The 5,060-nt window shown below is 66.3% G+C and carries 6 protein-coding genes; 5 read left to right on the forward strand and 1 reads right to left on the reverse strand.

Going from position 1 to position 5,060, the window contains the following annotated elements; genetic code table 11:
• The 5 genes from DI573_RS13855 to DI573_RS13875 form a co-directional block, all read left to right on the forward strand.
• A partial coding sequence (locus tag DI573_RS13855) for a Gfo/Idh/MocA family oxidoreductase (protein WP_292815491.1) occupies positions 1-974 on the forward strand: 974 nt, incomplete at its 5' end.
• A 22-nt stretch (positions 975-996) separates the two neighbouring features.
• Complete coding sequence (locus tag DI573_RS13860; protein ID WP_292815493.1) at positions 997-1,842, forward strand: fumarylacetoacetate hydrolase family protein; 846 nt, start codon at positions 997-999, stop codon at positions 1,840-1,842.
• An 8-nt stretch (positions 1,843-1,850) separates the two neighbouring features.
• Complete coding sequence (locus DI573_RS13865) at positions 1,851-3,029, forward strand: GDSL-type esterase/lipase family protein (RefSeq protein WP_292815496.1); 1,179 nt, start codon at positions 1,851-1,853, stop codon at positions 3,027-3,029.
• Between the two features lie 126 nt (positions 3,030-3,155).
• Positions 3,156-3,794, forward strand: coding sequence for an SUMF1/EgtB/PvdO family nonheme iron enzyme (locus DI573_RS13870; RefSeq protein ID WP_363331374.1), 639 nt, complete (start codon positions 3,156-3,158; stop codon positions 3,792-3,794).
• Complete coding sequence (locus DI573_RS13875) at positions 3,788-4,135, forward strand: helix-turn-helix domain-containing protein (RefSeq protein ID WP_292815499.1); 348 nt, start codon at positions 3,788-3,790, stop codon at positions 4,133-4,135. Before DI573_RS13870 ends, DI573_RS13875 begins: the two co-directional genes overlap by 7 nt.
• Positions 4,136-4,298: 163 nt before the next feature.
• Here DI573_RS13875 and DI573_RS13880 read toward each other — a convergent pair.
• Positions 4,299-5,060, reverse strand: a 762-nt coding sequence (locus DI573_RS13880; RefSeq protein WP_292815502.1) for an IS256 family transposase, incomplete at its 5' end; no start/stop codon positions are given.

A 5,060-nucleotide genomic window follows, 5' to 3' on the forward strand; every position in this document is an offset into this window, starting at 1 on the left:
GACACCACATCCCCGCACTCAACCGCGACCCGCGAGCAGCAGTCGCCGTGGTGGTGGACGCAGACCCGGTTCGGCGAACCCTCGTGACCGACACGTTCCACCTCCCGACGGCCGACGACTTCCACGACGCGATCTCGACCCAACACCTCGACGGGCTCCTCATCGCGACACCGCACTCCGCGCATGCACCCCTCGCCGTGGCCGCGCTGCGCGCCGGCATCCCCGTCCTGGTGGAGAAGCCGCTCACGCTCAGCAGCGGAGATGCACAGATCCTGGCTGACCTCGTCGACCGCACAGGCGTCCCGCTGATGGTCGGCTACACCGCCCAATTCACAGAGGCCGCAAGGCTCGCATGCGAGTGGGTCCAGCACGAGATCGGGGCGCTCCACCAGGTGATCGTCGAATTCTCCTCACGCGCGGGTGCCCGCTACTCACAGACAGATCCGGCCGATGCCTCCAGCGCCTACTCGGCCGCGAACGGCAGTGGTCAAGCCACCACCCAGCTCAGCCATGCGTTCGGGGCGATCACATCCGCGACGGACCGCGCCTTCACAGAAGTCGCCGCTTTCACCGCGAACCGCGGCGCAGCAGTCGACATCGACGATGTCGTCGCCTTCCGCCTCGAAGGTGGCGCCACAGGTACTGCCGCTTCCACCGGTACATTGCCGGCCGGACTGCCGATGCGCCATCAGGTGCGGTACATCGGTGCGGAAGGCATCGTCGAACACGACCTCCTCTGGTCAACGGCCCGCATGGACGGACTCGACGGCCGCATCCGCGCCCACAGGCCAACCCACATCGAACCGCCCTACGCTGCCGCCGCACCAGTGACGGCATTCCTCTCACTACTCGAAGGCGCCGGCGGCAACCCCGCACCGGTCCGACCTGCCGCTGCGGCCGTGGCCGCGATCGAAGCCCTCCTCCGCTCCGCACATACCGGGCGGGCAGAACCCGTCCCCACGATCACTCACTGACCGACTCCACTTGGAAGGACCCATGCAACTGCTCCGACTTGGCCCGCTGGGCCACGAGATCCCCGCCGTCCGCGACAACCAAGGAGCCACCCGCGACCTTCGCCCGCTCACCGAGGACGTCGACGGCCCTTTCCTGTCCTCGGACGGCATCGCGCGCACGCGTGCCGACATCGACAAGCTTCCCCTTCTCGACGCCGAGGGGCTCCGCGTAGGCGCACCGATCGCCCGTCCCACCGCCGTGATCTGCATCGGGCAGAACTACGCCGCCCACGCCGCAGAATCCGGCGACGCCCCACCCGAGATCCCCATCGTCTTCTTCAAACACCCCAACACGGTCGTCGGCCCCGACGACGAGCTGCCCTTCCCGCCGGGCGCAACCCAGCTCGACTGGGAAGTCGAACTCGGGGTAGTCATCTCCAAAGCCGCACATCGTCTCGGAGCGCCCTCCGAATCCGCTGACCACATCGCAGGCTTCGTGGTCAGTCACGACGTCAGCGAGCGGCGCTGGCAGGTGGCGGAGTCGGGTGGCCAGTGGTCCAAGGGCAAGAGCGGCCCCTCCTTCAACCCGCTCGGCCCCGCGCTCGTACCCCTCGAGGACATCACCTCGCCCGACGCGCTCCATCTGTGGTCCCGAGTCAACGGCGAGGCACGCCAGGACTCCAACACCAGCGACCTGATCTTCGATGTGCCCACGTTGATCTGGCACCTCTCCCAGTACATGGCGCTCGAGCCCGGCGACCTGATCAACACAGGAACACCGCAGGGCGTGGCGCTCTCGGGTCGCTTCCCCTACCTGACCCCCGGCGACATCATCGAACTGGGCATCGACCAACTCGGATCCCAACGACAGCTCGTCGTCTCGGAATAGCCACGGTCGTGGGCGGCTCTGCGGGCTCGAGGTGGACCTACGAGACTTCGGACCTGGTCGGGTTCCTCCAAGGCGCGATCGACCTCGAAGTCGGTCCCGATAGCGTCGCGCCGCTGCGCGTGCCAGCTGAGCGGTTGCGGCAGATGCGCGACGCGACGCTGGATCGGGTCGCCCGCTCAACCTCTGCTGTGAGACTCGAGTTCAACACGACTGCCAGTTGGATCGAACTCGACGTCTCCGTCGCACGATTCGTGCCGGAACGTCTGATGCCGAACGGTCGCCCCGCGGTCTTCGCCCTCGTCTCAGATGACGTCAGCATCGAACTGTTGTCGAAGCGAGAGGCGGTCGCGAGCATCGCGTTCGACGGCGCTGTCAGCCACTCGGCTGGGGCCAGGGAGATGCTGCGCTGGGAGTTTGAACGGAGGCCGCAGACTCGGACGGTCGAGGTCTGGTTGCCGACAGCTGCGGCGGTCCACTTGCACGTGTTGCGTAGCGACAAACCTGTGAAGCCAGCCGACCGAAAGCGCCTTCGCTGGGTACACCACGGCAGCTCCATCAGCCACGGAGCAGATCAGCGCTCCCCGCTCGCGACCTGGCCGGCCGTTGTCGCCCGTGAACGAGCGTGGGATCTAACCAACCTCGGGCTCGGCGGGCACGCGCATGCGGACGGGTTCACCGCGCGAGCGATCCGCGACCAGCCAGCCGACATCATCACCGTGAAGATCGGTATCAACGTCGTCAACGGGGACACCATGCGCGAGCGCACGTTCCGCTCGGCTCTACACTCCTTTCTCGACACCGTCCGCGAAGGCCACCCCGAGACCCCGCTTCTGGTCATCGGGCCGATCTCATGCCCCATGCACGAGGACACACACGGACCTACCGTCCAGGAATCGGACGGTACCCTCCATGCGCACGGCGAGAACGCACCGGCGGCAGGAAAGCTCACGCTCATCCAGGCACGCGAGATCGCTCGCGAAGTCGTCGCCGACCGGCTCGCCGACCAGAATCTCCAGTACATGGATGGTAGACGCCTACTCGGAGAGGCGGACGCACACCTCCTCTACGACAGCCTCCATCCGGACGAAGAAGGTCACGCGCTCATCGCCGACAGGTTCCTGCAGGCCGTGGACGTCACGACGGTGGACGGGCGCACGAAACTCGAGCTGGTAAAGGAGGATCCGTGAAGCACTTGATATCCCGGCACCCGAGGCGCACTGGAGGGGTGGACCGAACCGAGAGACGCCGTTCTTCACCGGTTGCACGGGATGACGACGCTCGAGTCGCATTGTGGAGATGACGGCGGCAGATCAATGAGCGACGACGACGAATGCGGGCCCGGATGCGCGTGCAGTGCACCGGGGCGATCGGCACTTCTTACGATCGGCGGCACTCCGCCGGGCGCGGTCAAGCTTGACCGCGCGTTGTCGGGCCACGCGATCGAGCAGGTTCACGTACCGGCCGGATGGTTCACGGTGGGCGACTCGTCGGGCGACCGAAACGCCGCCGATGGGGAATGGCCGCCGCTCCATGAGGTGCAGCTCAACGCCTTCGACATCGATGCGACGACGGTCACCAATGCGGACTTCGCGTGCTTCGTCGACGCCACCGACTACGCAACCGAGGCGGAAACGTTCGGGTTCTCCGCTGTGTTCCACCTTGCGCTCGCTACACCCCGCGAGGACATAGTGGGCCAACCTCCGGGCACCCCGTGGTGGTTCGGGGTCCGCGGAGCCGACTGGCGGCATCCGGGGGGCCGAGACTCCTCGATCAATGGCCTTGGCGACCACCCGGTCGTTCACGTGAGTTGGAAGGACGCGATGGCCTACTGCGCCTGGGCCAGCCGTCGCCTCCCCACGGAGGCGGAGTGGGAGTACGCCGCGCGAGGCGGTCTTGAGGGCGCCAAGTATCCATGGGGCATGAAGGATCACGTGATGAGTTCACCGTGCTAGACGCCGTACTGACCGCGCTGGGCAACTCGGTAAGGCGCGAAATGCTCGTGCTGCTGCTCGAGGCACACGGGGCGGGGCAAGACGATCTGAGCGTCGGCGCAGTTGCCCGAGCTTTGGACATCGACCGGTTTTCGGCATCTCGACACCTGAATGTTCTGACCGAATGTGAACTGGTCTGCGCAGCGAGGCGGTCGACGGCGCGAGTTCATCGCGTCAACTTGGTCGCTCTGGCAGAGCTCGATGACTGGTTGTATCCCTTCCTGCATGCGCTTGATACCCAGATCATCGAAGGTGGCTCGCCGGCGGACGAAGGTCCTCGACAGCCGGTGGAGCATGCATGACTGATCGAAAGCCTGAAGGCCCTCCCGTTGCAGCAGACACGACAGCGGTGCACGTCGTATCGAAGTATGAACCGCAGGAGGAGAACCCGATGCTCGAACGCCCGGGAGCCCGGTCAAGTCCCGTGGTGTGGTGTCACTCCGGTCGTTTCCTGAGGGGTGATGGTCAGGCGGTGAGGTAGAGCTCGGGGCGGGCGGGTTCGGTGTGCTCGTTGAGGATATGGACGAGTTTGCGCATCGAGATGTCGGAGAAGTAGCGGCGTTCGCCGTAGCTCCATTCCTCGTGCTGCTCTTGCAGGACGGCGCCGATCAGCCGAGTCACGGAGTCGCGGTCGGGGAAGATCTGCACGACGTCGGCGCGGCGTTTGATCTCGCGGTTGAGCCGTTCGATCGGGTTGTTCGACCAGACCTTCTGCCAATGCTCGCGCGGCAGTGGTGCGAACCCAGTGAGGTCGGGTTCGGCGGCCTCGAGCATGGCCGCGATTTCGGGGAACGAGGCGCGCAGGCTGTCGGTGACGGCCTGGTACTGGGCGAGCACGGCCTCCGAGGTGGTCTGCGCGAAGATCGTCGAGATCAGCGCATTGACGGGCTTGGAACGCGCGGATCCGACCTTCTGGGTGACGTTGCGTGCGAAATGAACCCGGCATCTTTGCCATCCGGATCCGGGCAGGATCGCCTTGACCGCCGCTTTCAGGCCGGCGTGCGCGTCGGAGGTGACCAGCGCGACGCCGAGCGGATCGGCGTCGGTGGCGACCTTCAGCCCGCGGTCGCGCAGACCGCGGAGGAACTCGGTCCAGAAGTCCGTAGTCTCCGCGTCACCCAGCGCCATCCCGAGGATCTCCCGGCGGCCGTCGCCGCTGACGCCGGTGGCCACGACGAGGGCTTGGGAGACGACACGGCCGCGGTGGCGCACGTCGAGGTAGGTGGC

It is taken from the genome of Microbacterium sp. (assembly GCF_003248605.1).
GTDB lineage: Bacteria > Actinomycetota > Actinomycetes > Actinomycetales > Microbacteriaceae > Microbacterium.

What these genes read in the sequence shown, in the direction of transcription:
- DI573_RS13860 (WP_292815493.1), top strand. Translation starts at nt 997, where the DNA reads ATGCAACTGCTCCGACTTGGCCCGCTGGGCCACGAGATCCCCGCCGTC.
- DI573_RS13870 (WP_363331374.1), top strand. Translation starts at nt 3,156, where the DNA reads ATGAGCGACGACGACGAATGCGGGCCCGGATGCGCGTGCAGTGCACCG.